This is a genomic window from Azospirillum picis, assembly GCF_017876115.1.
In the GTDB taxonomy this organism is placed as follows: domain Bacteria; phylum Pseudomonadota; class Alphaproteobacteria; order Azospirillales; family Azospirillaceae; genus Azospirillum; species Azospirillum picis.
In genome coordinates this window covers 44,012-70,210 of sequence record NZ_JAGINO010000025.1, presented here as the reverse complement: position 1 = coordinate 70,210, position 26,199 = coordinate 44,012, and the positions used below count along the sequence as shown (strand labels likewise).

The 26,199-nt window shown below is 67.2% G+C and carries 32 protein-coding genes and 1 tRNA gene; 27 read left to right on the top strand and 6 right to left on the bottom strand.

All coding sequences use genetic code 11. The features are described 5' to 3' along the window. Positions 1-3: 3 nt before the first annotated feature. From cobO to J2850_RS26295, 3 genes are read right to left on the bottom strand one after another with little or no spacing between them, the layout of a single operon-like run. Positions 4-645 (bottom strand): cob(I)yrinic acid a,c-diamide adenosyltransferase, encoded by a 642-nt coding sequence (cobO, locus tag J2850_RS26305; protein WP_209988740.1) that lies wholly within the window; start codon positions 643-645, stop codon positions 4-6. Then, a complete protein-coding gene (gene cobU, locus J2850_RS26300) occupies positions 642-1,178 on the bottom strand; it encodes a bifunctional adenosylcobinamide kinase/adenosylcobinamide-phosphate guanylyltransferase (protein ID WP_209988833.1) in 537 nt (178 codons plus the stop codon). The genes cobO and cobU overlap by 4 nt, the downstream gene beginning before the upstream one ends. A 14-nt stretch (positions 1,179-1,192) precedes the next feature. Further along, entirely contained in the window at positions 1,193-1,693 is a 501-nt protein-coding gene (locus J2850_RS26295; RefSeq protein WP_209988737.1) for a cupin domain-containing protein, read from the bottom strand. 173 nt (positions 1,694-1,866) lie between these two features. On the opposite strand from J2850_RS26295, the gene J2850_RS26290 reads away from it, so the two are divergent. After that, the gene (locus J2850_RS26290) at positions 1,867-2,673 is read left to right on the top strand and encodes an alpha/beta hydrolase (RefSeq protein WP_209988736.1); all 807 of its coding nucleotides are present in this window, start codon (positions 1,867-1,869) and stop codon (positions 2,671-2,673) included. An 88-nt stretch (positions 2,674-2,761) separates the two neighbouring features. Here the strand turns inward: J2850_RS26290 and J2850_RS26285 are convergent, their stop codons facing one another. Both J2850_RS26285 and J2850_RS26280 read right to left on the bottom strand, forming a co-directional pair. Next, positions 2,762-2,950, bottom strand: coding sequence for a hypothetical protein (locus tag J2850_RS26285; protein ID WP_109443668.1), 189 nt, complete (start codon positions 2,948-2,950; stop codon positions 2,762-2,764). A gap of 73 nt (positions 2,951-3,023) precedes the next feature. Continuing rightward, a complete protein-coding gene (locus tag J2850_RS26280) occupies positions 3,024-3,212 on the bottom strand; it encodes an entericidin A/B family lipoprotein (protein WP_307354538.1) in 189 nt (62 codons plus the stop codon). A 241-nt stretch (positions 3,213-3,453) separates the two neighbouring features. On the opposite strand from J2850_RS26280, the gene J2850_RS26275 reads away from it, so the two are divergent. The 4 genes from J2850_RS26275 (at position 3,454) to J2850_RS26260 (ending at position 8,651) form a co-directional block, all read left to right on the top strand. After that, complete coding sequence (locus J2850_RS26275; RefSeq protein WP_209988732.1) at positions 3,454-4,824, top strand: MATE family efflux transporter; 1,371 nt, start codon at positions 3,454-3,456, stop codon at positions 4,822-4,824. A 171-nt stretch (positions 4,825-4,995) separates the two neighbouring features. Beyond that, a complete protein-coding gene (gene gyrA / locus J2850_RS26270; RefSeq protein ID WP_209988729.1) occupies positions 4,996-7,803 on the top strand; it encodes a DNA gyrase subunit A in 2,808 nt (935 codons plus the stop codon). Between the two features lie 26 nt (positions 7,804-7,829). Continuing rightward, the gene (gene coaD / locus J2850_RS26265; RefSeq protein ID WP_209988726.1) at positions 7,830-8,393 is read left to right on the top strand and encodes a pantetheine-phosphate adenylyltransferase; all 564 of its coding nucleotides are present in this window, start codon (positions 7,830-7,832) and stop codon (positions 8,391-8,393) included. 182 nt (positions 8,394-8,575) lie between these two features. Continuing rightward, a tRNA-Lys gene (locus J2850_RS26260) sits at positions 8,576-8,651 on the top strand. A 90-nt stretch (positions 8,652-8,741) separates the two neighbouring features. On the opposite strand, the gene J2850_RS26255 is transcribed toward J2850_RS26260, so the two are convergent. Next, positions 8,742-9,287 carry a hypothetical protein gene (locus tag J2850_RS26255; RefSeq protein ID WP_209988722.1) on the bottom strand — a complete coding sequence of 182 codons (546 nt, stop codon included), beginning with the start codon at positions 9,285-9,287 and terminating at the stop codon, positions 8,742-8,744. A gap of 184 nt (positions 9,288-9,471) precedes the next feature. Here J2850_RS26255 and J2850_RS26250 point away from each other — a divergent pair, with 184 nt between their 5' ends. The 22 genes from J2850_RS26250 to J2850_RS26145 all read left to right on the top strand — a co-directional run bounded on the left by J2850_RS26250 (position 9,472) and on the right by J2850_RS26145 (position 26,198). Then, positions 9,472-9,765, top strand: coding sequence for a helix-turn-helix transcriptional regulator (locus J2850_RS26250; protein ID WP_209988720.1), 294 nt, complete (start codon positions 9,472-9,474; stop codon positions 9,763-9,765). A gap of 46 nt (positions 9,766-9,811) precedes the next feature. After that, positions 9,812-10,195, top strand: a complete 384-nt coding sequence (locus tag J2850_RS26245) for a hypothetical protein (protein WP_209988717.1) — start codon at positions 9,812-9,814, stop codon at positions 10,193-10,195. Positions 10,196-10,434: 239 nt separating this feature from the next. Then, positions 10,435-10,791, top strand: coding sequence for a DUF968 domain-containing protein (locus tag J2850_RS26240; protein WP_209988714.1), 357 nt, complete (start codon positions 10,435-10,437; stop codon positions 10,789-10,791). Continuing rightward, positions 10,788-11,408 (top strand): hypothetical protein, encoded by a 621-nt coding sequence (locus tag J2850_RS26235; protein ID WP_209988711.1) that lies wholly within the window; start codon positions 10,788-10,790, stop codon positions 11,406-11,408. Before J2850_RS26240 ends, J2850_RS26235 begins: the two co-directional genes overlap by 4 nt. 53 nt (positions 11,409-11,461) lie before the next feature. Continuing rightward, positions 11,462-11,944, top strand: a complete 483-nt coding sequence (locus tag J2850_RS26230; RefSeq protein WP_209988708.1) for a hypothetical protein — start codon at positions 11,462-11,464, stop codon at positions 11,942-11,944. Continuing rightward, entirely contained in the window at positions 11,944-12,369 is a 426-nt protein-coding gene (locus J2850_RS26225) for a hypothetical protein (protein ID WP_209988704.1), read from the top strand. The genes J2850_RS26230 and J2850_RS26225 overlap by 1 nt, the downstream gene beginning before the upstream one ends. A gap of 3 nt (positions 12,370-12,372) precedes the next feature. Further along, positions 12,373-14,232, top strand: a complete 1,860-nt coding sequence (locus J2850_RS26220) for a DNA polymerase III subunit beta (RefSeq protein WP_209988701.1) — start codon at positions 12,373-12,375, stop codon at positions 14,230-14,232. 2 nt (positions 14,233-14,234) lie between these two features. Continuing rightward, the gene (locus J2850_RS26215) at positions 14,235-16,316 is read left to right on the top strand and encodes a DNA cytosine methyltransferase (RefSeq protein ID WP_246513570.1); all 2,082 of its coding nucleotides are present in this window, start codon (positions 14,235-14,237) and stop codon (positions 16,314-16,316) included. Next, positions 16,313-16,585 carry a hypothetical protein gene (locus J2850_RS26210; RefSeq protein ID WP_209988698.1) on the top strand — a complete coding sequence of 91 codons (273 nt, stop codon included), beginning with the start codon at positions 16,313-16,315 and terminating at the stop codon, positions 16,583-16,585. The genes J2850_RS26215 and J2850_RS26210 overlap by 4 nt, the downstream gene beginning before the upstream one ends. Further along, positions 16,582-17,673 (top strand): phosphoadenosine phosphosulfate reductase domain-containing protein, encoded by a 1,092-nt coding sequence (locus J2850_RS26205; protein WP_209988696.1) that lies wholly within the window; start codon positions 16,582-16,584, stop codon positions 17,671-17,673. Before J2850_RS26210 ends, J2850_RS26205 begins: the two co-directional genes overlap by 4 nt. A 14-nt stretch (positions 17,674-17,687) precedes the next feature. Next, entirely contained in the window at positions 17,688-19,118 is a 1,431-nt protein-coding gene (locus J2850_RS26200) for a DEAD/DEAH box helicase (protein WP_209988691.1), read from the top strand. Positions 19,119-19,138: 20 nt separating this feature from the next. Beyond that, complete coding sequence (locus J2850_RS26195) at positions 19,139-19,837, top strand: hypothetical protein (RefSeq protein ID WP_209988688.1); 699 nt, start codon at positions 19,139-19,141, stop codon at positions 19,835-19,837. Position 19,838: 1 nt separating this feature from the next. Further along, positions 19,839-20,444 (top strand): hypothetical protein, encoded by a 606-nt coding sequence (locus tag J2850_RS26190; protein WP_209988685.1) that lies wholly within the window; start codon positions 19,839-19,841, stop codon positions 20,442-20,444. Then, positions 20,437-20,739: a hypothetical protein gene (locus J2850_RS26185; protein WP_209988682.1), complete on the top strand. Its 303-nt coding sequence runs from the start codon at positions 20,437-20,439 to the stop codon at positions 20,737-20,739. The genes J2850_RS26190 and J2850_RS26185 overlap by 8 nt, the downstream gene beginning before the upstream one ends. Beyond that, positions 20,732-21,316 carry a DUF1643 domain-containing protein gene (locus J2850_RS26180; RefSeq protein WP_209988680.1) on the top strand — a complete coding sequence of 195 codons (585 nt, stop codon included), beginning with the start codon at positions 20,732-20,734 and terminating at the stop codon, positions 21,314-21,316. The genes J2850_RS26185 and J2850_RS26180 overlap by 8 nt, the downstream gene beginning before the upstream one ends. Further along, positions 21,306-21,521, top strand: coding sequence for a hypothetical protein (locus J2850_RS26175; RefSeq protein WP_209988677.1), 216 nt, complete (start codon positions 21,306-21,308; stop codon positions 21,519-21,521). The genes J2850_RS26180 and J2850_RS26175 overlap by 11 nt, the downstream gene beginning before the upstream one ends. Next, a complete protein-coding gene (locus J2850_RS26170; protein ID WP_209988672.1) occupies positions 21,514-22,476 on the top strand; it encodes a radical SAM protein in 963 nt (320 codons plus the stop codon). Before J2850_RS26175 ends, J2850_RS26170 begins: the two co-directional genes overlap by 8 nt. Further along, on the top strand, positions 22,466-23,263 hold the full coding sequence (locus tag J2850_RS26165; RefSeq protein ID WP_209988669.1) for a phage antirepressor: 798 nt from the start codon (positions 22,466-22,468) through the stop codon (positions 23,261-23,263). The genes J2850_RS26170 and J2850_RS26165 overlap by 11 nt, the downstream gene beginning before the upstream one ends. Beyond that, the gene (locus J2850_RS26160) at positions 23,256-24,542 is read left to right on the top strand and encodes a DNA methyltransferase (RefSeq protein WP_209988668.1); all 1,287 of its coding nucleotides are present in this window, start codon (positions 23,256-23,258) and stop codon (positions 24,540-24,542) included. The genes J2850_RS26165 and J2850_RS26160 overlap by 8 nt, the downstream gene beginning before the upstream one ends. Beyond that, a complete protein-coding gene (locus J2850_RS26155) occupies positions 24,536-25,417 on the top strand; it encodes a hypothetical protein (RefSeq protein ID WP_209988665.1) in 882 nt (293 codons plus the stop codon). Before J2850_RS26160 ends, J2850_RS26155 begins: the two co-directional genes overlap by 7 nt. Then, the gene (locus tag J2850_RS26150) at positions 25,414-25,920 is read left to right on the top strand and encodes a hypothetical protein (RefSeq protein WP_209988662.1); all 507 of its coding nucleotides are present in this window, start codon (positions 25,414-25,416) and stop codon (positions 25,918-25,920) included. Before J2850_RS26155 ends, J2850_RS26150 begins: the two co-directional genes overlap by 4 nt. Next, positions 25,917-26,198 carry a DUF2312 domain-containing protein gene (locus J2850_RS26145; RefSeq protein WP_246513568.1) on the top strand — a complete coding sequence of 94 codons (282 nt, stop codon included), beginning with the start codon at positions 25,917-25,919 and terminating at the stop codon, positions 26,196-26,198. Before J2850_RS26150 ends, J2850_RS26145 begins: the two co-directional genes overlap by 4 nt. The last annotated feature ends 1 nt before the right edge of the window (position 26,199 follow it).

Genomic DNA, 26,199 nt, shown 5'->3' with positions numbered 1-26,199 from the left:
GCGTCAGAACTCGATGCCGGCCTGGGCTTTCACCCCGGCCTCGAAGGGATGCTTCACCAGCGTCATCTCGGTCACGAGGTCGGCGGCGGCGATCAGTTCCGGCTTGGCGTTGCGCCCGGTGATGCAGACATGCAGCTCGGGCCGGCGGGCGGCCAGCGTCGCCAGCACCTCGTCCAACGGCAGATAGTCCATCCGCAGCACGATGTTCAGCTCGTCCAGCACGATCAGGCCATAGCGCGGATCGGCCATCATCTCCTTCGTCTTGGTCCAGGCGGCCTCGGCGGCGGCGATGTCGCGGGCCCGGTCCTGGGTGTCCCAGGTGAAGCCCTCCCCCATCGTGTGGAAGTCCACCAGGTCTTCGAAACGCTCCAGCGCCACGGTTTCGCCGGTGGACCAGGCACCCTTGACGAACTGTACCATGCCGACGCGCATGCCATGGCCGACGGCCCGCATCATCAACCCGAAGGCGGCGGTCGACTTGCCCTTGCCCTTCCCGGTGTGGACCATCAGCAGGCCCTTCTCCACCGTCTTGGCGGCCAGCGTGCGCTCCTGCAGCGCCTTGCGGCGCTTCATCTTCTCGGCGTGGCGGCGGTTGATCTCGTCCTGGCCGTCCGGCCCGTTGCCGGAGGGGGGAGTATCGCTCATGCAGGGGTTCCCTTAACGAACATCGGCAGACCGGCGACGGTCAGCACGACGCGCGGCGCGACGGCCGCGATGGATTGATGCAGGCGGCCGGCATGGTCGCGGAAGCGGCGTGCCATCGCATTGTCCGGCACGATGCCGAGCCCGACCTCGTTGGAGACGAGCACGACCCGGCCGGGCAAGGCCGGCAGCAGGTCGACCAGCGCCACGGTTTCCGCAGCGACGTCGGCCAACCCCTCCTCTTCGGCCATCATCAGGTTGGTCAGCCATAGGGTAAGGCAATCGACCAGGAGCCCGGTCCCGGCGGCGGCATGGCGGCGGAGCATGCCGGTCAGGTCGCGTGGTTCCTCCACCGTCGTCCAGCCGGGACCGCGGTCCTCGCGGTGCCGCGCCACCCGCTCAGCCATTTCGGCGTCCCAGATCCGCGAGGTTGCGACATAGACGCGCGGTCCGCCCAGTGCCGTCACCAACCCCTCGGCATAGCGGCTCTTGCCGGAGCGGGCGCCGCCCAGCACCAGCGTCAGGTCGGCGGCCATCGCCGGGGCTGTCGTCACCAGGGCGTTCCGTCGCGGTGGTGATAGGCGCCGTCGCGCCAGACCATGTCCTCGTCGGAATAGTCGATCTCGTCGCCGGCGCTGCGGTCCCCGACCTCCAGGTAGCTGGCCGGCCGGCCGCTGCGGTTGACCAGCCGGTGGCCGTCAGCCACCCCGGCCGGGAAGCCGGCGCACATCCCGGGCGTCAGCAGGGTTTCCCCGGCGTCGGTGACCAGGGTCAGTTCGCCCTCCACCACATAGACGAACTCGTCCTGCCGGCTGTGCCAGTGCCGGAGGGCGGAGGACGCACCGGGCGCCAGCCGCGTCAGGTTGACGCCGAAATTCGTCAGCCCCAGCGGGTCGCCCAACGCGGCCCGGTGCCGGCCGGCGACTTGCGCCCGGAACGGCTGTGGGTAATCGGTGGCTCCGGTTTCCGCGTCGAGGGCAGCGGAATCGAGAACCGGCGGATTAGGGCGCGAGGTCTGCCGCGGGTTCGGCGATCGGGCTTTGTCGGGCACAGGCCGTCTCCGGATCGGGTTTTGGTCGGTCGCGAGCGGACTGTCGCAAAGCGCACGGGCGGCGTCAAACGGCGCCTGCCGGGATGCGGATCAGGGTTGCCCGGCCAGCCGCTGGACAACCCCGCCTTCGCGCCCCATGCTTTTTGCAAAGCGAAACCACAACCTGCGGTCAGATGTCCAATCTGGAAATCATCAGCCGCCGCCCGGCGGCGGTCGCGAAGACACCTCCGCTCCTGTTCGTGCATGGCGCCTTCAGCGGCGCCTGGATCTGGGACGCCAAGTTTCTTCCCTGGTTCGCGGACCGCGGCTGGGAGGCGCACGCCGTCTCGCTGCGCGGCCATGGCGGCAGCGAAGGGCGCGACCGCCTGCACGGCTTCGGCATCGCCGATTATGTGGAGGATGTGCTGGAGGCCGCCGGCCGGCTGTCGGCCCCGCCGGTCCTGATCGGCCATTCGATGGGCGGCATCGTGGTCCAGCGCGCCTTGGCCAGGCGCCGCTTCCCGGCGGGCGTTCTGATGGCGTCCGCGCCTCCCTACGGCCTCTGGTCCTCGACCATGGGGCTGGCCTGGCGGTCACCCTACGTCTACCAGCAGATGTCGATGCTCATGGCGTTCGGAGAGGACGCGATCGATCCGGAGGCCGTTCGCCGCGCCATGTTCTCCGACGCGATGCCGCGTGTCGAGGCGGCGAAATACGAATCGTTCCTCCAGGAGGAGTCGCGCCGGGTCCTTCTGGACATCGGCGGCTGGGTCCCCTTTCCCGTGCTTCCGCCACGGGATGTCCCCGTCCTCGTCATGGGGGCGGAGGAGGACCTGCTGTTTCCCCGTGCGGAGGTCGTCGCCACCGCGGCCGCGCTGGGCACCAAGCCGGTGTTCATGCCCGGCATGGGCCACGCGATGATGCTGGAACGCGATTGGGTGGCGGCCGCCGAAACGGTCGAAGCCTGGGTCGAACGGACGGTGGCGGCCGCGGCGGCCTGAAGGGCCGCCGGCCTTCCCCGACTGGCGGGGAAGACCCGGCCAGGGGTCGCGCCCCCGGACTTACGCCCCAGAATTTACGCCCCAGAATTTACGCCGTTGTCGGGTTCGGCATTCCCGGCATCGGTTCGTCCGCCGGCGGCGGAACCTCCGGCAGGACGCCGGGGTTGTCGGGTACCGGATAGGGATCCGGGGTGGTCGGCCGGTCGGGCTGCGGCGGATTGGGATTGGATGGCGGCGGAATCTCGCCGGGCGTGCTGGGCTTCTGCTGATCGCTCATACGGAAACTCCCTGATGGTCGAAGGGCGCTGGTCGGCGAGGGCCATCGAAGGACAGCCCTGAAGGACAACGCGTCATTGGGCCGTTCGTTCAATCGCACGCCCGCCCGACTGGACATCCTGCCCCACGCCTTCGACCGTGTTGCAGCCGGTCAGCATCGCCGCCAGGGCCATCAGGAAGGTCAGCAGCACCACCTCGCGCGCGGGGAACGGAATAGCGCGAGCCATGGCGCGGCGCTGGGCACGATGCTTGGCGTGGTGCATGGTGTGTCTCCGTGTCTGGAACTGAGTGGATACTGGATAGTGCCCGGATCCGACGTTGGTCTCTGATCCTGACAACGGCATGGCGCCCGCTTGGTTCCGCTGCGCCATGCGTTGTATGCAACGGTCCTTTCGGTAGGTCCTAAAGCCTTGACGCAGTACACCCGCCGGGCAAGATGACCAGCTTTTGCGCAGCCTGCATGTTTTCCGGTCATCGCCTCCATTTCCCACGGGTTCAAGCACCATGAGCACCGCCACCCTCCCCGTCCCCGAGCCGACGCCCGAACCGCTGCGGGTGCGCCTGCTCGCGCACATCGGGGAACTGCTGGGGCTGGCGGCGCCGGTCATCGTCTCGCGCGCCGGGCTGATGGTGATGATGGCGGTGGACACCGCCATCGTCGGCCGCTTCTCGGCGCAGGAGCTGGCCTATTACGGGCTGGCCCACCTGCCCGGCAACATCATGGTCGGTACCGGCGTCGGGCTTCTGATGGGAACCGTGATGATCACCGCCCATGCCTTCGGCGCCGGCAGCGATGCGGAGTGCGGGCGGGCCTGGCGGCGCTCGGTGCCCTACGCCCTGCTGCTGGGCGTCCTGTTCGCCCTGCTGTCGCTGCCGGGTGGCCCGATCTTCCGCTGGGGCGGCCAGACCGACGAGATGGCGCAAGGCGGCGCCCATGTGCTGGCGGTCCTCGGGCTCGGCGCGCCCGGCATGATGCTCTACATCACCACCGGCTTCTTTCTGGAGGGAATCAAGCGCCCCCTGCCTGGCATGGTCGCCATGCTGATCGGCAACCTCGCGAATGCCGGGCTGGCCTGGGCGCTGGTCTGGGGTCATGTGGGCCTGGATCCGCTGGGGGCCGTGGGCTCGGCCTGGGCGACCACCATCGTCCGCTGGGGCATGGGCCTCGGGCTGGTCGCCTATGTCTGGTGGATGCACGACCATGAACGCTGGCACCTCCGCCGGCCGGTCGCCGACTGGTGGCGCGGCGCGGCGCGGCAGCGCCACCTCGGGTTCGCCGCAGGCCTCAGCATCGGCGTGGAGAGCGGCGCCTTCGCCGGCCTCGGCCTGTTCGCCGGCATGATCTCGCCGCTGGCGCTCGGTGCCTACACCATCGGGTTGAACCTGACGGCCCTGCCTTTCATGGCGGCGGTCGGCCTGGCATCGGCCACCGCCGTACGGGTGGGCGTCGCCTACGGCCGCGGCGACCGCAGCGACATGGCGCTGGCAGGCTGGACCGGACTGGGCGTCACCAGCGCGATCCTGGCGGTGGTCGGCGTGGTCTACCGCAGCCTGCCGGACGCCCTGGGCGCCATCTACACCGGCAACCCCGAACTGCTGGAGGCGGTCGTGCCGCTGATCGCGTTCGCCGCCTGGATCCTGATCGCCGATGGCGGCCAGACGGTGATGGCCAACGCGCTGCGCGGCCGGCACGATGCCTGGGTCCCGACGGCGCTGCACTTCTTCTCGTACGCCGTGGTGATGATCCCCGTATCGGCGCTGCTCGCCTTCGGATTCGGCCACGGCGTCCACGGCCTGTTCGAGGGAATCCTCATCGCCAGCCTGGTGTCCGTGACCATCCTGTCGCTGCGGTTCGCCTACCTGAGCCGGCGCTGAAACCGCGCCGGAGATGGCCGGCAATCGGTCGCGGGCCGGTGTTTTCCGGCCCGAATCATTGTGTGCAATTGCGAGAGTTGCTATATTTCCTGGGCAAAACCTTCGGCCCGCAAGGCCAGTGTCCGTCGCGGATTCGTTAGCGGCGGCGCCTTCGAAGAATGAGTGTCCTGCTTGAGCAATACGCCCCTTCCTCCCGCCTCCGACATCGCGCCGATCAACATCGAAGACGAGATGCGCAAATCGTATCTCGACTACGCGATGAGCGTGATCGTGAGCCGTGCCCTGCCCGACGTCCGCGACGGGCTGAAGCCGGTTCATCGGCGCATCCTCTACGCGATGAAGGAGGGCGGGTACGATTCGACCAAGCCCTACAAGAAGTCGGCGCGCATCGTCGGCGACGTGATGGGTAAATACCACCCGCACGGCGACAGCGCGATCTACGACGCCATGGTCCGCATGGCGCAGGACTTCTCGATGCGCCTGCCGCTGATCGACGGCCAGGGCAACTTCGGTTCGATGGACGGCGACCCGCCGGCGGCCATGCGCTACACCGAGGCGCGCCTGGCCAAGGCAGCCGAATCGCTGCTGGACGACATCGACAAGGACACGATCGACTTCCAGGCCAGCTACGACGATTCGGGCCGCGAGCCGACCGTCGTCCCGGCGCGCTTCCCGAACCTGCTGGTGAACGGCGCCGGCGGCATCGCCGTCGGCATGGCCACCAACATCCCGACCCACAATCTGGGCGAGGTGATCGACGCCTGCTGCGCCTACATCGACAATCCCGACATCACGCTCGAAGAGCTGATGGAGCATGTGCCCGGCCCCGATTTCCCGACGGGCGGCCTGATCCTCGGCCGGTCGGGCAGCCGGGCGGCGCTGCAGACCGGGCGCGGGTCGATCATCCTGCGCGCCAGGACGCATTTCGAAGAGGTGCGCAAGGACCGCACCGCCATCATCGCGACCGAGATCCCCTATCAGGTCAACAAGGCCAAGCTGATGGAGCGCATCGGCGAGGTCGTGAACGACAAGACCATCGAGGGCATCGCCGACCTGCGCGACGAGTCGGACCGCGACGGCGTGCGCGTGGTGATCGAGCTGAAGCGCGACTCCGTTCCCGACGTCGTGCTGGCCCAGCTCTTCCGCCACACCCAGCTCCAGACCTCCTTCGGCGTCAACATGCTGGCGCTGAACGGCGGGCGTCCGGAGCTGATGCACCTGCAGCAGATCATCGCCGCCTTCATCCGCTTCCGCGAGCAGGTCATCACGCGGCGGACCGAGTTCCTGCTGGGCAAGGCGCGCGAGCGGGCGCACACCTTGGTCGGCCTGGCGGTCGCCGTCGCCAACCTCGACGCGATGATCGAGCTGATCCGCAGCGCCCCCGACCCCGTCTGGGCGCGCGAGGAGATGATGAACCGCGAATGGCCGGTTCATGACGTCGGCCCGCTGATAGAACTGATCGACGAACCCGGCCGCGGCGTCAGCGAGCAAGGCACCTACCGCCTGTCGGAGGTCCAGGCCCGCGCCATCCTGGATCTGCGCCTTCACCGCCTGACCGGGCTGGAACGCGACAAGATCGGCGCCGAGCTGACCGACGTCACCGACCAGATCGCCGATTTCCTCGCCACGCTCGCCAACCGGCCGAAGCTGATGGGGATCCTGCGCGACGAGCTGGTGGAGATGAAGGAGCGGTTCGGCACCCCGCGCCGCACCGAGATCCAGGACCTGGAATTCGAGGCCGACATCGAGGACCTGATCCAGCGAGAGGAGATGGTCGTCACCGTCAGCCAGTCCGGCTACGTCAAGCGGGTCCCGCTGTCGACCTACCGGGCACAGAAGCGCGGCGGCAAGGGCCGGTCCGGCATGTCGATGAAGGCGGAGGACGCGGTCAGCGACCTGTTCGTCGCAAACACCCACACGCCGCTGCTGCTCTTCTCCAACCGCGGCATGGTGTACAAGCTGAAGGTCTACCGCCTGCCGCTTGGCAATCCGCAGGCCCGCGGCAAGGCCTTCGTCAACCTGCTGCCGCTGATCGACGGGGAAACCATCACCACCGTGCTGCCGCTGCCGGAGGACGAAGCGGCCTGGGCCGACCTGCACGTCGTCTTCGCGACGTCGCGCGGCAACGTCCGCCGCAACCGCATGTCGGACTTCGCCAACATCCGCTCCAACGGCCTGATCGCCATGAAGCTGGAAGAGGAAGGCGAGCGGCTGATCGGCGTCCACACCTGTTCGGAGACCGACGACATCCTGCTGGCGACCCGCGGCGGCAAATGCATCCGCTTCGCCGTGGACGACGTGCGCGTCTTCGCCGGCCGCACTTCCACCGGCGTGCGCGGCATCAGGCTGGCCGATGGCGACGAGGTGGTTTCGATGTCGATCCTGACCCATGTCGACGCCACCGCCGAGGAGCGCGCCGCCTTCTTCAAGATGAAGCGCGACGAAGGGTTGGAGATGGTGGGCGAGGCGGCCCCGGAAGCCGACGAGGTCTCCGCCGAAACCGTCACGCTGCCACCGGAACGCTACGAGGAACTGAAGCGGCTCGAGCAGTACATCCTCACCGTCTCCGACAAGGGATACGGCAAGCGCAGCTCGTCCTACGAATACCGGGTGACCGGCCGCGGCGGCCAGGGCATCTGGAACATGGAGATGGGCGACCGCAACGGCTCGATCGTCGCCACCTTCCCGGTCGAGGCGAACCATCAGGTGATGATGGTCACCAACGGCGGGCAGGTGATCCGCATGCCGCTGCACGACGTGCGGGTGGCCGGCCGCAAGACGCTGGGCGTCACGCTGTTCCGCGTGGGGGCGGACGAGCGCGTGGTGTCCGTCGCCACCATCGCCGAGGAAGACGGCGAGACCGGCGACAGCCCCATTGATGGCAATGGCGGCGATGCGAACGGCGGCGAAAGCGGTGAGAACGGCGGCCAGGTCGAAACCGGCGGAGATGCCGGAAACGCCGCGTCGCCGAACGACTAACGGAAGGGTGTAAGGGGGGAACCTTCATGGCGACCAGCCAGACCGAAACCAGCAAGGGTCGTCGAATCGGTGTCTATCCCGGCACCTTCGATCCGATCACCAACGGTCACATGGACATCATCCAGCGTGCCGCCCGCCAGGTCGACCACCTGATCATCGGCGTTGCACGGAACGCCGGCAAAGGCCCGCTCTATTCGACGGACGAGCGGGTCGGCATGGTGCGTGAGGACGTCGCCGCGTTGAACGAGACCGGAGCCAGCATCGAGGTTCGGGCGTTCGACAACCTGCTGATGCATTTCGCCGTGGAGATGAACGCGAGCGTCATCATCCGCGGACTGCGCGCCGTCTCGGATTTCGAATATGAATTCCAGATGGCCGGAATGAACGCGCGGCTGAATCCGAAGGTCGAGACGATCTTCCTGATGTCTTCGGAAAAGCATCAGTTCATCTCGTCGCGCTTCGTGAAGGAAATCGGGCGGCTCGGCGGCGATATCCGTCACTTCGTCTCCGCCCGTGTCGCGCAGCGCCTGGCGGAACGCTTCGCGCTGGAGGCCGGCAACGGCACCGCCCCGACGACCAACCAGACCTGATCGGCATGCCGGCGGGCCCGGCATGACGGCTTGGTCATCATGGGTCCTGCACCGTGGGCTTGAGGAATGAAGGGCGGCAATTTTCCGCCTTTCCCTTCAAGCCCATTGTTGACCTTTGGGTCGTGTCTTTCTATGGTGCGCCCACCTTCGGCGGGGACAGTTCCTCCACCGCCATGCAGGATGATCCGGTAGCTCAGTCGGTAGAGCACGTGACTTTTAATCATGTGGCCGTGGGTTCGAATCCCACCCGGATCACCAATCCCCTCAAGGATTTCAAGGCTTACGTAGGGCCGCTCAAGCGGTCTGTTTGCTTTATGGGGCACGCTTTGGGGCACAGGGCACAAGGCTTTACTTTTCGCCCTCCCCGCCCCCTGGCGCTGCGGGCAAATGCCAGAGCTGGGCAATTCGCGCGAACGTCCCCGCCGGAAATTCGACGTAAGTTTTGGGTTTCTCGTCCGTTGACCGGCGGCCGTACTCTGTCTTGGCAACCTCGCGTAGCGACGTGACGGTGACATAAGGGTGAGCCAGCATAACCATCACGCTGATGCTCCCCCATAGGCCGTGCGCCACTGCTGTTTCGCCATTCTCTATGTAGGCCCGCAACGCAGCCGCGATGTGCTTCCCTGCCGTGCGAAATGGCGCCGCACCCGGATAATACCCTTCAAGATCGAAGTACGACTGAGCGATTTCGCAAGCGCCTTTCTTCGGAGTTGTCACATGGACGGCAATTAGCAATAGAGCAAACTGCTCGACATCCATCTCAGCGACCCGACGACCTCGGCTCTTCGGAAGAAATCCTTCATCGATCAACCTCCTGGCCATTCCGCGGATTTGCGGCTCTGGCACATGCGTCGTCTTTTTCAGAATTTCTACAGCGCGGGACGTAGAGATCATTGGTGCGTTCCTGTCGGATATAACCAGACATAACCGCACATAACATTTCATAGAAATTTCGTTTTGTCACGATAAAACCAAACAAATTCCCTTGCCTGCCCGCTGGTTTTGTTTCAACCTGTTAAAACAAAGCATGACGGTGCGGCGCTGATTGCCCCGCCGCAGACCGATTGAGGGGTGAGGAATGTCGGTGCCCACGAAACTACTGCGCTTCCCTGATGTGCAGGCCCGCGTCGGCTACACCCGCGTCCACATCGACCGGCTGGAACGTGGCGGACGGTTTCCGAAACGCGTTCAGATCGGCGCACGGGCCGTCGCCTGGGTTGAGTCCGAGATTGAGGATTGGCTGCGGCGCAAGATGGACAGCCGCGAGGAGGTTGCCACCAAAAACAAGGAGATCGGCCGGAGTCTTGCGGAAGCTCGAGCGAGGGCGAGCGCCAAGAAGCGGACAGAAGGTCAAATCAACGCAACTCAGTGAGTGCCGAGCACATCGATAAATCAACATCAATGTTCGAGGTGACCACATGAGTCGCAATCGACTGAATAATCATCCCAATGACGCAACACAGTTGCTGCGTCTCGCTCTATTCGCCCATTCCGCAGACGGAAACGGCCTCGCCAGCATGTGCGCCGCCTTCTCCGCCGCGCACAACCCCTCGGACCAGGCGATGAACGACCACCTTATCCGCCCCATGGGCGCCGCAACCCTCCGGATCGCGCGGGACACCCAGGCCGGCCGAGTGGCGGTGGCCATCGTATGTGCCAGTGGCCGTTGCCACGGCATCGACAGCGTTCCTGACGACGTCGCTGGTACGCTCGCTTTGGAAGCGTCCGCCCAGCACTTCGCTACCCCGGCCGCTGCCTGGTTGTGGGCAGCCGGCCGGATTGGAGAGCTGACCAACCACTGACCAGCTTCGCGGCGAGCGCCGCGTCCTGATGCCGGGAGCACCCAGTTCCGCGCTCGGCACTTCCTCCGACTTGGCCGCCGGGCCATCCCCCGGCCCGGCGGTACCTTTCCAAGCCCCTGACCCATGCCTGCCGGCTGGGTGGGGCCACAAGCCGTTGCGGGCGCCAGACTCAAACGGAGTAGCCCGCCGGCAAGCCGCTCTCCGAAATCGCGCGGCGCTCGAAGCAGAGATTGCCCGCCATGGCTCTCCCCGCCCGCAGAAAGCGCGAGACCGCCGATACCGGCCGCCAAAAGCGCGCCCGCTGCCCCGCCCACCTGTCGTTCATCCGGTCGCATGAGTGCTCTATCCCGGGCTGCAAGGGCATGCCCATTGAGGTCGCCCATGTCCGCACCGGCACCGATGGCGGCACCGGCCTGAAGCCGTCGGACAACTGGACCATCAGCTTGTGCCGCGACCACCACCAGGAGCAGCACGCCATTGGCGAGCCGGCTTTCGAGGCCCGCCACCGGATCAGCATGAGGGGCCTCGCCCAGGAGTTCGCCGCCGCAAGTCCGGCATGGCGGCGCCACCTCCAGAAGACGGAGGCGCAGCGGTGATCGGCGCTCCCGCCACCCAGGCCGCGCGCCCGGTCATCAACTACAAGACGACCGCAGCGCGCCTGTGCATCTCCGCCGCCTCCGACACCATCACGCTGGACGGCATGCCGATCGGCACGCTTAAGCGCGAGCCGGACGAATCGCGCATGGTGTGGGCTGCCCACCTGACGGACGTCCTGGGCCACCGGGCCGGCTATCACAAGTCCGCCCTGCTGCCCGAGGTGATCAAGATGGTCACCAACAAGGTCACGGACGTGCTCCGCCGGCACAACCCGGACGCCGACTGGGGCGTGCTCCACCTGGAGGCCACGCCCGGCGAGCTGCGGGAGATCGCCGAGAGCGGATGTCGGGTCCTGCGCTACCCGCACGCCCTGCGCTACTCGCGCCGCGCCTGCCCTGAGGGCCGACGGGTGCTGATCCGCAACCCTCACGCCCGGGGGCCTGGCCATCCGCACTTCGAGGGCACCCTCGTGCAGGTCCGCAAGGTCCCGCGCGCCGAGGCCATCGCTGCGGACCCTCGCCTCGAATACCGCCACGCGGACGCAAAGCACTTCGCCGAGGTGATCTTCATCCTCGCAGCCGCCGCGCCCGATTCCCAGCCCTGTGAGGTCCGATGAACGCCCTCGCCACCAGTCCGTCCGGCCTCCGGAAGGAGACCCAGGCTTCCATCATGGAATGGAAACTCTCGACCTTCGGCCGCTCGACGCCGATCAGGCAAATGGCCCGCGCCACCGAAGAGTTGGGCGAACTTTTCCGCGCCATCACCTCCGACGCTGCGCCGGAGAAGATCGTCATCGAGGCGGCCGACGTCGCCCTGATCCTCGCCGATATCGGCGTCTTGCTCGGGACGGCCGACTGGTTGTTCGGCGCCCGCCCGCCGCGGATCAGCCGCCCGGTGCGCCTGGTGACCTACACCGTCACCCAGCTCGGGCTGCTGGCCCACGAGGTGGAGATGATCTCCTCCGGCGACGCGGGTCGCAGCCAGTCCATGGCTCTGTCCGCCCTGCGCGCCGTCATCGGCGCCCTGCAGGAGCTGGTCGGCTGCTACGGCCACGATCTCAAGCTGGCAATCGACGCCAAGATGGCGATCAACCGTGGTCGCAAGTGGACCCTGGACGGCACCGGCCACGGCTATCACCAGGGTGCGATCTGATGGCGGCCGATCTCCTCCGACGGGCTGCGGCGCGCGTCGCCGCCGCGGTCGCCACCATCTCCCCGGCCGAGGCTGCCCGCAACCGCCTCCGGGCCTGCCTCCACGCCGATGGCCGGACCAGCTATCCCGAGGTGGTGCGGTACCAAGTCAAGGAAGCTGATCCCGAGACGGGCGTCTATCGTCCTGTCGGCCCGCTGATGCCGCTGCCACCGACGGCCGAAAGCCACCCGGACGCCAATGCTGCCGCCATGGCTGCCCGATCCGGCAAGGGCGCCCTCCCGGTGTCGCTCCCCTACGTGGCCGTCGTCCACGACCTGCCGGCGTACGACGCGCTGAAGGCCCGCGGCCTGCTGGAGATCGGGCACCGCGTCCGCCTGGACGACATCGGCACGCCGGTCGACCGCCGTCCCGCACCGGGAGCATGAGGCATGCGCATCCCCGCAACCTGCGTCAGGGACGCCCCGCTCTATGCCAAGCTGACCGGCTCTGCAGGCTTGGTCACAGCCACCAAACTCACGCTCGTCAAGGGTGGGGCAAAGGTGGAGGTCAGCGCCCGGCCCCAGGACCTCCCCCACGGCGCATTCGGCCGGCTCGTCCGAGACAAGATCGACCCTCTGTGGGGTGCTCGTGACGTGGATCCCGACGGCTATCAGACGCTGATGGACCAAGTGGCGGAACTGCGGGAGCGGGGCGAAGGCACCGAGGCCGAGGCCCTGCTCGCCAACCACTTCGACCCGCACTCCGCGGCGAACCGCGTGGCGCGCGCTGTCTACGACAAGAGCGCCAGGGAGTTCCCGGACCAGCCGATGTTCGGGACGTTCGACTATCTGGGTGAGCTGGCAGAGAACAATCCCGACTTCGCGTTCCTCGGCGATGACGAGGATGACGATGCCGACGGGGCGGACGCCTCGCCGACAGCCGCTACCGATGCCGCCGCCATCGCTGAGGCTGTGAAGCAGGTCCCCCCCGAGCCTGAACCCACTCCCACCAACGTCGCTCCGCTCCGCCCGATCGAGGCGCCCGCCGCGGCGCAGCCCGCGAGCGCGCCCGAACCGGCCGCCGCCTCCCAGCCCAAGGGCAATACCCCCATGCAATTCACCGTCGACAAGGGGCCGCTCCTCTCGGCCTTGAAGCGTGCCGTCGCCATGGTCGGCAAGAAGACCACCATGCCCATCTTGGAGTGCGTCCTCCTCGACGTCTCCGACACGGCCCTGACCATCTCCGCCACGGACCTCGCCATGGACGTGCAGGTCAAGCTGCCGATCGGCCTCGGCGCACAGCCCGGCCGGCTGGCCGTCCCCGGATCGGCCCTGGCGACCGCGGTGGACGCCATGCCCGACGGCGCGCAGCTCTCCCTGGAGGCGGTCGACGCCAAGGCCGAGGGCTGCCGCCTGCGGATCCTGTGCGGGAAGACCCGCTTCCATCTGCCCACCTACCTGGCCGAGGACTTCCCGGCCTTCGCCCAGCCCGCTGGCGCCGAGCTGGTGGTGCAGGTCTCCGCCCTCAAGCAGGCCATCGACCGCGTGTCGTGGGCCATGTGCTCGGACGAGACCAAGCCCAACCTCATGGGCATGTTCCTGCACGCCCGGCCCGAAGGCCTGCGGGTGGTGGCCTGCACCACCAATGTGATGTCCCGGACTGACCTGATTGTCGCCTCCGGTGCCCCCGAGTTCGCGGCGACATTCTCCGGCACTGAAGGTCCTCCCGGCATCCTGATCCCCAACGTCTCAGTCGCCGCCCTGCGCCGGCTGCTGGACGCCGTCGGCGACGAAACCGAGGCGCGCCTCACCGTCGGCTCGCGGCGCGTCGACCTCGACCTGTTCCCTTACCGCTTTGGGACCACGCTCTCGGCCGCCCCCTTCATCGGCTACGAGCGGACCATCGACTTCGCGCTCGGCCAGACGAAACAGCGGATGACCGTCACCCGCGCCGACTTCCTGGCGACGGTCCGCCGCGTCCGGGCCATGGCCGGTGACAAGAACCGCGCGCTCGCGCTGTCGATCACCGCCGAGGGCGTCCGGGTGGAGACGGCCGAACGCACCGCCACCGACGCCACCGACATCATCGAAGCGCCCACCGGCTACGGAGGCGGCTCCCTGGACATCGGATTCGCCTCCGGGCTGTTCGTGCCGGCGATCGAGGCCCTCAACGCCACCCGGCTGTCCTGCGAGCTGGGCGACCCCGCCACGCCGACCTTCTGGCGGGCCGAGCAGGAGGAGGACGTCGCCGTGGCCGAGCACCTGGTCGTGGTGATGCCGTATCGCCTGACCGCCCGGACGGGGGCCTGATCATGGCGATGGATGTTCGCGAGATCCGGCACTTCCATGTTTGCTGTGGCATCGGCGGCGGCGTGAAGGGGTTCAATCGCGGCTCAGCCCGCGTCGGCAACATGGTGGCCGCCCCCAGGTTCATCGGCGGCGTCGATGTCGATCCGACCGCCTTGGCCAGCTTGGAGAAGGTGGCGGGCGCCAAGGGCACGCTGCTCGACCTGTTCGATCGTCAGCAGTACGCCGCCTTCCATGGCCACGAGCCGCCGTCCGGCTGGCGCGAGGCGACCGGCGAGGACTTCCGCCGGGCTGCCGGCGGCGAGCGCCCGCATGTCGTCTTCATGTCGACGCCCTGCAAGGGCAACTCAGGCCTCATCAGCACGAAGACCAGCGAGGCGCCGAAGTACATCGCACTCAATGAGCTGGCCCTCCGCGCAGTCTTCCTGACCATGGAGGCTTGGGCGGACGATCCGCCCGAAATCCTGCTTTTCGAAAATGTCCCCAGGATTGCGACGCGCTCCCGCCGGCTGCTTGATCGCATCGGCGGCATGCTCCGGCACTATGGCTATGCCGTCGCCGAGACCGCCCACGACTGTGGGGAGATCGGCGGGCTGGCACAGAGCCGCAAGCGTTTCCTCCTGGTCGCGCGGCACATGGCAAAGGTGCCGCCCTTCCTCTACGAGCCGCCCAAGCGGAAGCTGCTTTCCGTCGGCGAGGTACTGGAACGGCTGCCGCTCCCGGGCGATCCGCTGGGCGGACCGATGCATCGCGTCCCGCGCCTCCAGTGGAAGACCTGGGTCCGGCTGGCCTTTGTCGAAGCTGGATCGGACTGGCGCAGCCTCAATCGGCTGAATGTCGCTGACGGCGTGCTGACCGATTACGGGATCATCCCGGAAGGTCGCTGGCAGGACGGCGTTTTGGGTGTGCTCCCCTGGGAGGTGCCGGCCGGTACCATCACTGGATCTGCAGAGGCGACCACCGGCCGATTCAGCGTGGCGGACCCGCGCGAGTTCGGCGCCCGCCACAACGGCATCCTCGGCGTAAACGCCTGGGATGAGGCCTCGGGCACCGTCACCGGCAATGCCCGCCCGATGACCGGCTCCTTCTCCGTCGCTGATCCCCGCATGCGGGAAGGTCACGCCGACTACCAGCAGTATGGCGTCCGTCGCTGGGGCGAGTCGACCGGCTCCGTCATCAACGTGAAGGCACCCGGTCAAGGTGGGTTCTCGGTCGCTGATCCTCGCTATGGTGAGAAGCCCCGATTCAACAACGTCTATCGGGTGGTGGACCTCCGGGAACCTGCCCCGACGGTCACGGCCGGGCAAGGCCCGACCTCTGGCGGCATGGCCGTGGCCGATCCGCGCGCACCGGCCGGCTCCCACGCGAGCAAGTACCGGGTCACCAGCTACGGCGAGGCGGCCGGCACGGTGATCGGCGCCTCCACCACAGGCCAGGGCGCTTTCGCGCTGGCGGACCCGCGCACCGGGTTCGGCCCGAACTCGCACCGGAACAAGATGAAGGTCTGCGGCTGGGATGACTCATCCCCGGTGGTGACCGGCTCCGACCGAGTGGGAAGTGGCGCCCTGTCCGTTGCCGACCCCCGCCCGGATGCATTCCGCGACGGCCGTGAGAGCTACGTCACCGGCGGTCACTTCGGTGTGCTGGGTTGGGGCGAAACCAGCGGCGCCGTGATCGGTCACCCGAAAAACAACAACGGGTGCTGGTCGGTCGCCGATCCCCGGCCGGCCATGGGTGACGAGGCGGAGGAGCTTCCTGCCGCAAACCAGCAACTCGTCGCCGTGATCCGCGCCATGGATGGGACGTGGCATCGCCCTTTCACGACGCTCGAATTGGCGGCCCTACAGTCCCTGGTGGACTTCGATCAGCCAGCCCTCGAGCTGGCCGGCAGTTCCGACAGCCTGTGGCGCGAGCACATCGGCAACATGGTTCCGCCCGATGCCGCCACGGCGATGATGGGCGTGATCGCCCGGACGCTGCTGCTTGCCTGGTCCGGAGAGAGCTTCGTCATGAGCTGCGACCCAGTCTGGGTTCAGCCGATCACAATTGCGCTGGCCGTCGACACCTCGTCGCAGGTGCTCGAATGACCCGCTACACCCACCCCAATCCCCTCCGCAGCGACAAGGAGGCCCGGCAGCACCACGGCGCCCAGGACCTCTCCGCCCTCGTCGCCCAAGCGCTGGCCGCCGGTGAGGCTACGGTCAAGCCGGTCACCGCCCAGGACCTGCGAGACAGCGCCGAGCGCAACGCCGCAGCGCTCTCGAAGAAGCGCCGCGCCGCAGCTCGTCGCGGAGCCGAAGTGCGCGCCGCCCAGAAGCGTGAGGCCGCCCGTCGGAAGGAGGCTGCCAAGTCATGAACACCACCGCCCCCATCGCCGTCGTCTCGATGTCCGGCGGCAAGGACAGCCTCGCTACGGCCTTGAAGGCAATCGACGAGTATGGGCACGACCGCTGCCGCTTCGTGACCGCCGATACCGGCCATGAGCACGAGCTGACCATCGCCCACCTGTCCGACTATCTCCCGCGCCGGCTGAACATCCAGATCGACGTCGTGAAGGCCGACTTCAGCGCCGACATTGCCCGGAAGCGGGTCTATGTGGCTGAGAAGTGGCCGGCGAAGCTGGTCAACGGGAAGCCCGGGAAGTGGGTGCGCCTTGGCTCCGTCGAAGAGGAGGCCGAGCCGCCGACCCCAGGTAACCCCTATCTCGGCGCCGTGATCGGTGGATGGGTCTGGTCCCCGGCTGTCCGCCCCATGTCGGCCGACGAAGCTGCTGAGGTGGTGGCTCGCGCCCTGAGCGTGCTTCATCCCACCGGCATCGCGTTCCTCGATCTGTGCCTGTGGAAAGGCCGCTTCCCCAGTCGCAAGGCGCAATTCTGCACCCAGATGCTGAAGCGGTTCCCGCTGGACCGCTACATGATCGATCTCGCCAGCCAGGGCCGCCGGTTGGAGAGTTGGCAGGGTGTCCGCCGGGACGAAAGCCACGCCCGCCGGAACGCGGCTGAACGAGAGATGACCCCCGAGGGGTGGGAGATCGTCCGGCCCATCGTCACCTGGACCGCACGGGAGGTGGTGGACTTCGTCCGCTCACACGGCGTCGACCTGAACCCCCTCTATTCCCAGGGCTGCGACCGCGTCGGCTGCATGCTCTGCATCAACGCCGGCAAGGACGAGATCGTCAATGCCGCCCGGCGCTGGCCGGAGCATATCGAGCGCATTCGCGAATGGGAGCGGCTGGTGGGCATGGCCTGCAAGCGGGGCTTCTCGACGCTTCTCCACCACGCCGATGGCGAAGGCGGCGATGCCGAGCACGCTTATCGCCATAGCAACATCGACTCCATGGTCGCTTGGTCCCGCACCACCCGCGGGGGGGCGTGTCTACGACCTGATGGCGCTGGCCGCGGACACGGAGGGCGCGGTCTGCAGCTCCTCCTACGGCCTCTGTGAGTGAGGGCGGCATCATGACCCACACCCCCTCATACGCCGACGTCCTGGCCCGAAAGCTGGTCTCCGCCCCCATGCGGGGCCTGGAAAGCGTTCCGGCCCTGTCCTCCAGTCTGTTTGGCTATCAGCGCGACGTGACCGAATTCCTCCTGCAGGCCGGCTGCGGCGCCGGCTTCCTGGATACCGGGCTGGGCAAGACGCGGATCGAGCTGGAATACGGGCGCGTCCTGGCCGAGCACACCGGCAAGCCCGTGCTGCTGTTCGCCCCATTGGCCGTCGGCCCCCAGCATGTCGCCGAGGCGCGGGACATGGGGCTGGACGACGTCCGCGAAGTCCGATCCCAGGACGATGTCCGGCCAGGCATCAACATCACCAACTACGAGCGCCTCCACCACTTCCAGCCCGAGGTTTTCGGCGCCCTGATCCTGGACGAATCGTCGATCCTCAAGAGCTTCAGCGGCGTCACCACGCGCAAGCTGATGGCCTTCGGATCGGCGATCCCCTTCCGGACCTGCTTCTCCGCCACGCCCGCCCCGAACGACCACACCGAGCTGGGGCAGCACGCGCAGTTCCTGGGGGTGATGGACTCGGTGGAGATGCTGACCCGCTGGTTCATCAACGACCAGAAGCATATGGGCCGGTACCGGCTCAAGCGCTTCGCGGTGGAGGATTACTGGTCCTGGGTTGGCACCTGGGCGCGTTGCATCTCCAAGCCGTCGGACCTGGGATACAGCGATGCCGGCTTCGAAATGCCGGAGCTGCTGACCTTCAACCACACCGTCCGCGCCGACCTGACCAAGGGGGCCGGCGAGGACCGAGAGGGCCAGCTTCAGCTCCTGCGCATGCCGGGCACCTCGGCGACCGAGCTGCACCGGGAGAAGCGCCACACGGTCGATGCGCGAGCCCGGCTGATCGCCGACGTCGTCATGGGCGAACCAGACGAGCCGTGGGTGATCTGGTGCGATACCGATTACGAGGAGGAGGCCCTCACCGCCCTCATCCCCGACGCGGTGGCGGTGCGCGGCACTATGCACCCCGACATGAAGAAGGAGCGCCTTCTCCAGTTCGGTCGGGGACAGGTCCTCCGCCTCGTCACTAAGCCGTCGATCGCCGGCTACGGCCTCAACTGGCAGCACTGCGCCCGCACAGCCTTCGTCGGCCGGTCCTACAGCTACGAGGACTATTACCAAGCGATCCGCCGTTTCTGGCGGTTCGGCCAGAAGCGCCCGGTCCACGTCCACACGGCGGAGGCTGATACCGAGTCCCACGCCGCCGCGGCGATCGCCCGCAAGGAAGCCGACCACATCGCCATGAAGCGCGAGATGGCGGCCGCCATGTCCCGCGTCGGCGAGCGCCGCGGCGTCAAGCTCAACTACGCCCCCACCATCGCGCCCGCCCTGCCGTCCTGGCTGGCCGGCTCCGCGCCCACCCACACCGCGGCGCGCTGAGCGCCAGGAGACCATCCCCCATGACCACCATCGACCTGACCAAGCTCGCCACCGACGCCGTCGCCAAGATCGCGGAAGGCGACACCATCCAGAACGCCATCGAAACCAACATCCGGAAGACGCTGGAGTCCGTGATCCGCGATGCGACGAGTGAGTACAGCCCGTTCGGCAAGCAGTTGAAGGAGGTGGTCGCCTCCACCCTGCAGATTGACGCCGGTGGTCTGGGCCTGCCCGGCTACAACGCCGCTGTGCTGGCCATCATCAAGGCCAAGCTGGAGAACATCGTGGACGAGCAACTCCGCGAGCAGTTGTCCAAGCACATGGACGCCCTGCTTGCGAATGCGCCAAAGGAAATCAGCATCACCAAGCTGGTGACCGACTTCAAGAAGTGGGTGCGTGAGGATCGGATCGAAGTGTCCGGGAACTGCACCGTGATCATTGAGAATTCCCACGGGTTTCATTGGGTCCACCTCGACGCGAAGTCCTATCAGGAAAAGTACCGGTGCCGGTTCCAGATTGGCATCAACTCAGACGGAAAAGTCTTCAGCTTGAACGATAGCAGCCGCGACATGAAGAACACCATCATGTCCAAGTCCCTATACGGTTTCCCCCGCGACCTGTTCCAGATGATGGCCGCCGGCACGAAGGTCGTGATCGACACCATGGACATCAACGACTCCATGGAAGCCTACGAGGACGACGAAGAGGAGGACATCTGAGATGACCTCCCTTAACACCCGTATCCCCGTCGAGTGGGCGCAGCAGCGGATCGAGATCGAGCGCCTGAACCGGCGCGTGATCGAGCTGCTGGAAGCCAACAACCGGGAGGTGGAGCGTCGCCGCTCTGCCGAGACCCGGCTCCGCGAAATCCAGGCGACTGAGGGCTGGTTGACCGGCGCCTTCTCGGCCATCCGTGCCGCCGCCTCCAAGGCACTGAGCAATCAGCCTCTGGTGGAGCCGCATGAGAAAGCTGCAGGAGAGGTCCTGGTCGCAGTCGGCCTCGCCCGGTCGCGGGCTCGGTCCGAAGCCCAGTCTGGCCGGTACATCGACCCGGAGAAGGTGCTCGGCCCCGCCTTCGACGCCGAGCCCCTGGTGTTCGGCTACACCAACTGGCGCGGAGAATACGCCATCCGTCGCGCGATCCCGAAGTTCGTCTACTTCGGCGCGTCCGATTATCACCCGGAGCGCCAGTGGCTGATGTTCGGGATCGACTGCGACAAGGGCGCCTATCGGGATTTCGCCGTAAAGGACATGATCCCGCTCCGCGCCCTGGAGCAGGCGGCGAGCGCGCCCTCCTGCCCGACGGCGGAGGTGAGCCATGGCTAACCTCCTCGCCCAGGCTGCCCGCCTTGCCTCCTTCCAGGCCCGCGTGACCGCCATCGAGTCCCTGTTCGTGGCCGGCCGGATCGGACCCGCTCTGCGCCGGGACCTGCTGATCAAAGCCCGGGACCTGACCGAAATCCCCAAGATCACAGCCCTTAGCCGGGAGAAGCCCGTCGGCTCCACCCGACTGGCCCAGATGACGGAGGAGGAATACCGGGAGCACCGCGCCGCCCAACGGCTCCGGCGGGAGCAGCGACGCGCCTCCTCTCAGGGCGGGGAGGCCGCGATCCATGGCTAACCCCCACGCCATCACCGCCTGGAACATCGAGGCCTCGGCCGCGATCTCCCCCAGCGGCTCCTACCGCTACTGGCTCCGCCGGGACCTTGGCATGCTCAACCTGGGCAAGCCGCCCGTCGTGTTCTGCATGCTGAACCCCAGCACGGCCGACGCGACGGAGGACGATCCCACCATCCGCCGGTGCGCCGACTTCGCCGAGCGCTGGTCTGCGCCCTGGTTTGGGGTGGTCAACCTGTTCGCCTACCGCTCGACGGATCCGGGCGTCTTGTTCGATTGCACGGCCTGCCCGGACCCGATCGGTCCCAGCAATCGGCCGGTGATCCACTACGCGGCGCAAGCGATGGCCGCGCAGGGTGGCCGGATGGTGTGCGGCTGGGGTTCGGCCGGCCAGAGCAAGGCCAGCAGCCGCAAGTACATTTCCCAGGTGGTGGAGGAGGTAGTCACGATCATCCGCGCCGCCGGCTTGGAGCCCCAGGCCCTGCGCCAGTCAGAGAAGACCAGCCAACCCTGGCACCCCCTCTATCTGCCGGCAACGCTCGTCCCACAGCCGTGGAAGGGGTTGCCGCATGTCCGCTGACCACCTGCCCGGACACACCGTCGTCGATTCGTATGGCGACCAGGTCCTGCTGTGCTACCGCCGCCCGCGCTCACACGCCCCGGGTCCATCGGGGGAGTTCGTGCGCCTCCTCTACACGCCCGCGGCTGCGCTGGCTCTGGCTGAAGAGCTGACCCGCGTCGCCCGCGCCCTTTCCCCCGAGGGATCGGAGGCGCCTCATGGCTAAAGCCCCCAAGTGGAGCAAGGGCCTCGCTGAATGGGTGGATGGGGATACCGCCTACCTCTCGATCGCCTTCACGTGGCTGCTCGACGAGGCCTATCGGCTCGCCATCTGGCACCGCGCCTGCGGTCGCCGGGTGGTGGCTGGCGGACCCGCGCTGTTTCAGGAAAAGGTGAGCCACATTCTGCACGGCGTGGCCGAAATCCCGGTGAAGCGAGTGACGGTCGACGGCCGGGAGGTGGTTCGGGGAGCCGATTTCCCGGACGCCGTCGCGCGCCACAACCCATTGGCGACCTTCGCGAGCCGGGGATGCCCGGTCGGCTGCTACTTCTGCATCGTGCCCAAGATGGAGGGGAGAAGCTTCACGCTCCTGCCTGATTTCACGCCGCGCCCGATCCTCTGCGACAACAACCTCTCGGGCCTGCCTGCGGACTATCAGGACTTCATCGTCGACCGGTACCGCAAAGCCGAGGTCCCGCTGCTTGATGCCAATAGCGGCTTCGAGCCGAAGACCTTCGACGCGGATGTCTATGCGCGCTGGCGAGACATCAACAAGGGGCCTTGGCGCTTCGCGTACGACGAGCAGGGCGAGCGCTCTGATGTCGAGCGGGTCATGCAGATGCTTCGCAGCCTGCCGGCCAAGCGGAAGCGCGTCTACGTCCTGATCGGCAACGAGCCAATGGCGGCCTGCCTTGAGCGCATCAAGGAGGTGATCGCCTGGGGCGGCGAGCCGCACGTCCAGCCGTACATCAAGCTCAATGCCATGGAGAAGGTACCACACGTTCGGTTCGACTGGACGCGGCAAGCGCTGACCGACATGGCGCGCTGGGCCAACCGCCGGATCTGGCGGAAGTGCCCCGACTTCTCCGACTACCGGCGCTCCGAAAAGGCCTCACGCAAGCCGTTCGCGGACGACATCCGGATCGGCGACCTGATGGGAGGTTACGCTCATGGTTGGTGAGCATCCCGTTCCCGCCCGCTTCGAGTTCAGCTTCGAGGACACCACCGTCCGGGTGCTGGAGATCAACGGCACGCCCTGGTGGGTGCTGGTCGACGTCTGTGTCGTGCTGGGCATCGCCAACCCCCGCGACGCCGCCGGCCGGCTCGACGACGACGAGAAGGGTGTCGGCATTACCGACACCCTTGGCGGCCCCCAGGAGGTGACGGTCATCAACGAGTCGGGCCTCTACAGCCTGACCCTTACCAGCCGGAAGCCGTCGGCCAAGCGGTTCAAGAAGTGGATCACCTCCGAGGTGCTTCCGGCCATCCGGAAGACCGGCGGCTACGGCACGTCCCAGGTCGACCTCAACGACCCGGCGCAGCTCCGCGCCCTGCTGCTGAACTACTCGGCCGAAGTCGAAACGACCAAGAAGGCGCTGGCCGCCGCCCAGGTGGAGGCCTCGGCCGCCACGAGCGCGTTGGACCGGATCGCCGGCACCGAGGGCCTCCTCTGCCTGACCGACGCCGCCAAGGTGCTGGGTCAGCAACCCAAGGCCTTCATCAGGTGGCTGACCGCCGGCCGCTACATCTACCGCCGCGTCGGATCGTCCCGGCTCCTGGCCTACCAGGACGCCATCCAGTCCGGCCTCATCGAGCACAAGCTCCGCACCTTCAAGAAAGCCGACGGCACCGAGGGCAGCTCTGACCAGCCCATGGTGACGACGAAGGGGATCGCCCGCTTCGCCCGCCTGCTCGGCGTCACCGCCGACTGGTCCGCCGTCAGCAAGGAGACCCTCACCCATGCCTGACCTGAAGCCCCGGCACCAGAAGGTGCTGGACGCCCTCCCGGCCGGCGATCCCGCATCGGGCGCCCGGCCGGCCGACATCGCCCTGCAGCTTGGTCTGAAATCCGGCAATGTCTCCCGCGCCCTGTTCGACCTCCTCGAGGCGGGCCTCGTCGTCTATGCCGGCATGGACGGACACCGGCGCTACACCAAGGCTCCGAATGCCTCGGTGGAACCCGTCGCCCGGCCCGAGCCCCAGGTTCGCGCCCCGTCCGCCCCAGAGGTGCCACCCCTCGTCCTCGATCAGGCCGCCGGCGAAGCCTGGAGCCTCTACAACGCCGACTGCGTCAGCTTCGCCCGCAATCTGCCGGACAACAGCGTCGACCTGGCCGTCTACAGCCCGCCGTTCTCGAACCTCTACGTCTACAGCGAATCGGTCGCTGACCACGGCAACTGCGCCACCGACGCCGAGTTCTTCGACCACTACCGCCACCTCGTCCGGGAGAAGTTCCGGGTCCTGCGCCCCGGCCGACTGACCGCCATCCACGTCAAGGACCTGGTCTACTACCAGAACAGCTCTGACGACGGTTCCGCCGGCCTCCGCGCCTTCTCCGACGGCTGCACCCGCGTCCACCAGGAGGAGGGTTTCACCTTCCACTGCCGGATCACGATCCACCGCGACCCGGTCCTCGAGCGCGCCAAGACCAACGCCCACGGCCTGCTGTGGAAGACCTTCCAGACCGACGCCAGCTTCTGCCGTGTCGGCATGCCCGAGTACCTGATGGTCTACCGGAAATGGGCCAAGCCGGGGGAGGAGGACCTCGTCCGCCCGGTCACCCACCCGAAGGCCTCGGTCCCGCTCGCCCGGTGGCAGGACCTTGCGTCTCCGGTCTGGCGGACCGCCGACATTGACCTGTGGCTGCCCTACGGCGATCCCCGCGCAACCCCGAATTCCCAGGTCTGGAACCTCCAGGAGCCCGGCCGAGGTGATGGTGACCTGTCTACGACCGACGTGCTGAACGTGGCTGTGGCCAAGGACGACCGGGCCGAGCGCCACCTCTGCCCCATGCCCCTGAACATCACCAAGCGCGCCCTGGAGCTCTACACCAACAAGGGCGACGTCGTGTGGTCCCCCTATGCCGGTATTGGCTCCGAGGGCGTCTCCGCACTGTCCATGGGGCGCAAGTTCATCGGGACCGAGTTGAATCCGACCTACTTCCGCCAAGGGGCCAAGTTCCTGGCCGAGGAGGAGAAGGTCAGCGCTTACGGGTCGCTGTTCGACCTGGTGGAGGCGTCATGGTGACCGCTCCCACCACCGAATGGACCCACGACGCCCTTGCTGACGATCTGGCGGGCCATGTCGGCTACAGAAACCGCCTGACCTTCACGGACATGCAGCTTGGCCCCTCTGGCTCTCCCCGGCCGGACGTCTACTGTCTGCCCACGACCTACAGCCGGTTCTGCCCGGTTGCCTTCGAGTGCAAGGTGTCCGTCTCCGACTTCCGCGCCGACGTCACGCACGGCAAGTGGCAGACCTACCTGCCGTTCGCGGCGGCCGTCGTCTTCGCGACCCCGGCCGGGCTGATCGGCAAGCAGGACATCCCGGCCGGCTGTGGCCTCATGGCCCGCGGCCCGAATGGCTGGCGCACCGTGAAGGCGCCAACCCTCCGTCCGGTCGAAAACCTTCCCCTCCAGGTCTGGCAGAAGCTGCTGTTCGACGGGATCGAGAGGGCCGAGCGCTTCCGCCGGTGCGAGCCGCGCAAGGCCGACGACTGGCGTCTTCGTGACCGTCTGGCGAAGGAGCTGGGCGCCGACGTTGCTGCCGTCTTCACCAACCGGGAAGCGATCGCCAAGGCCGCCAGCGAGATCGCCGCGGCGCTGGGGATGGACACCGACGGTTTCACCTTCAACCGCTCCGATGTGTGGCAGGTTCGAAACTTGGCCTATTACGCCAAGCAGACGGCCGAGGTCTGGCAGAAGCTGGCCGGCTTGCTGGGCATGGAGTCGCGCTGGCCGGGCTTCCGGGACATCAAGGAGGCGGAGGCCCGCCTGTCCCGTCTGGACGCCAGCACCGCCACGGAGAGCGCCCTCGACGCGCTGGACGACGTGCAACGCGCTATCGACTGCGCCCGCAAGAAGCTGGCCGGCGACAATGCCAAGTCGGAGGCGCTGGCATGAACCTCCGGATCCTGAAGAAGCTCTCGAAGCGCGCCGCCCCGCTGCTGGCCCACTTCGACATCGGCCCGGACGACCTCTTCCTGGCCGAAAAGAGCGAGAGCTACACGGGGCTCCTGATCCTCGACCGCACCTGCTGGGACCGCGGCCGTTCGGTCCATGACGATTGCATCAGGCAGTGCGAGCGCAAGAAGCCCGCGGCCGACGGCAACGGGTGGGTCTACATGACCCCGCCCTCTCACCCCCTCAAGGGCACGCCGATGGTCGGACGCATGTCCGGCTACGAGGAGCCCGAATGGGAGGAACGGACGGCCCTGGAGGAGTTGGCGGAGTGCATCCGCTGGTCCGACAAGCCGGCGACCATGACAGAGGCCGAATGGGCGCTGGCGCAGCGGATCACCCGCACCAAGCCCGTCACCCAGGACGAGATCGACGAGATGCTCAACGACATGGACGAGGCGATGGAGGGTGACCTCTCGCCGATGGAAGCGGAGCTGTCGCTATGACCGGCATGGGGCACAACTCCGGAAGCGCTGGCGTGGACGTCGGCGGCATCGCGGCGGATCGCCTGAAATCCTTCGTCGAGCGCATCGAGCGTCTCGAAGAGGAAAAGCGCGGTCTGCAGGAAGACATCAAGGAAGTCTATGCCGAGGCCAAGGGCACCGGCTTCGACACCAAGATCATCCGGCAGATCATCCGTCTGCGGAAGATGGACAAGGAAGACCGCCAGGAACAGAAAGCCATCCTGGAACTCTACAAGGAAGCCCTGGGGATGGTGGACTGAC